General features: G+C 66.2%; 1 protein-coding gene. It reads left to right on the top strand.

What is annotated here, in order from left to right; genetic code table 11:
* The coding region (polA, locus tag WA702_RS30035) for a DNA polymerase I (RefSeq protein WP_425114159.1) at window positions 1-2,153 on the top strand (2,153 nt) is incomplete at both ends.

The raw sequence follows: 2,153 nt of genomic DNA, 5'->3' as shown, positions 1-2,153 counted from the left end.
GCGATCTCGAAGGCTTGCTGGCGCGGGCCACCGAGATCAAGCAGCCGAAGCGGCGTGAGGCCTTGATCGAGAACGCCGAGAAGGCGCGGATCTCGCGCCAGCTGGTGCTGCTCGACGACAAGGTCGCGCTCGAGGTGCCGCTCGACGACCTGGCCGTGCACGAGCCCGATCCGCGCAAGCTGATCGCCTTCCTGAAGGCGATGGAATTCTCGACCTTGACGCGTCGCGTCGCCGACTATTCGCAGATCGATCCGGCCGACGTCGCTGCCGATGCGCAGTTGAAGAGTGGGGCGTCCACCGCTGCCTCCCTTCCCTCCCCCCTTGTGGGGGAGGGTCAGGGAGAGGGGTCTCACAAAGACGGTGCCTCGGGGTTACCCCCCTCCCCGTCCCTCCCCCACAAGGGGGGAGGGAGCTCCCAAAGACGCACCGGTGATCTCAGGACCGACAAAACCGCCAGCGGCAAAGGCACGCCGGTGGCGCTCGCCGCTGCGCGCGCCGAGCAAGCCAAGTCCGCCCCCATCGATCGCGGCAAGTACCAGACCATCCGTAGCCTCGATCAGCTCAAGGCTTGGCTCGCGCGCGTCCACGATTTCGGCCATCTCGCTTTGGAGACCAAGGCCAGTTCGATCGACCCGATGCAGGCGGAGCTCTCGGGCATCGCGCTGGCGCTCGCGCCCAACGATGCCTGCTATATTCCGCTGGCGCACCGGCAGGCCGGCGATGGCGTCGGCCTGTTCGACGCAGGCTTGGCGCCAGACCAGATCGAGGATCGCGCCGCGCTCGATGTGCTGAGGCCGATCCTGGAATCGGCCGGCATTCTGAAGATCGGCTTCAATATCAAGTTCTGCGCCGTGCTGCTGGCGCAGTCGGGCATCACGCTCGTCAACACCGACGACGTGCAGCTGATGTCCTATGCGCTCGACGCCGGCCGCGGCTCGCAAAAGCTCGACTCCCTCGCCGAGCACAATCTCGGCCATGCCATCATCAGCCATGGCGAGCTGATCGGCAGCGGCAAGAACAAGCTGACCTTCGGCCAGGTCGCGATCGATCGCGCCACCGCCTATTCGGCCGAGGATGCTGATGTGGTTCTGCGGCTCTGGCACGTGCTGAAGCCGCGGCTGGTCGCCGAGCGCATGACTGCTGTCTACGAGACCCTGGAGCGGCCGCTGGTGTCGGTGCTGGCGCGCATGGAGCGCCGCGGCATCTCGATCGACAGACAAGTCCTCTCGCGGCTGTCGGGCGATTTCGCCCAGACCGCGGCGCGGGTCGAGGCCGAGCTGCAGGAATTGGCCGGTGAGCCGATCAATGTCGGCAGCCCCAAGCAGATTGGTGACATCCTGTTCGGCAAGATGGGCCTGCCGGGCGGCAGCAAGACCAAGACCGGCGCCTGGTCGACCTCGGCGTCGATCCTCGACGACCTCGCCGAGCAGGGTCACGAGCTGCCGCGCAAGATCCTGGAATGGCGCCAGGTCTCGAAGCTGAAATCGACCTACACCGACGCGCTGCCGACCTACGTCCATCCGCAGACCCATCGCGTTCACACCACCTACGCGCTGGCCGCGACCACGACGGGCCGCCTGTCGTCGAACGAGCCGAACCTGCAGAACATCCCGGTGCGCACCGAGGACGGCCGCAAGATCCGCCGCGCCTTCATCGCCACGCCCGGCCACAAGCTGGTCTCGGCCGACTATTCGCAGATCGAGCTGCGTTTGCTGGCCGAGATCGCCGACGTGCCGGTGCTGCGCGAGGCATTCCGCGACGGCCTCGACATTCACGCCATGACGGCGTCGGAGATGTTCGGCGTGCCGATCAAGGACATGCCGAGCGAGGTCCGCCGCCGCGCCAAGGCGATCAATTTCGGCATCATCTACGGCATCTCCGCGTTCGGCCTCGCCAACCAGCTCGGCATCGCCCGCGAGGAGGCCTCGGCCTACATCAAGAAGTATTTCGAGCGCTTCCCCGGCATCCGCGACTATATGGACCAGACCAAGGAGTTCTGCCGCAGGAATGGTTACGTCGCCACCTTGTTCGGCCGCAAATGCTACTACCCGGAAATCAAGGCGTCGAACGCCTCGGTGCGCGCCTTCAACGAGCGCGCCGCCATCAACGCACGGCTGCAGGGCACCGCCGCCGACATCATCCGCCGCGCCATG

The sequence above is a fragment of the Bradyrhizobium sp. genome, assembly GCF_049798375.1.
Lineage (GTDB): Bacteria > Pseudomonadota > Alphaproteobacteria > Rhizobiales > Xanthobacteraceae > Bradyrhizobium.
Note: the sequence above shows the minus strand (reverse complement) of the source record. Positions and strands in the feature narration are given on the sequence as shown.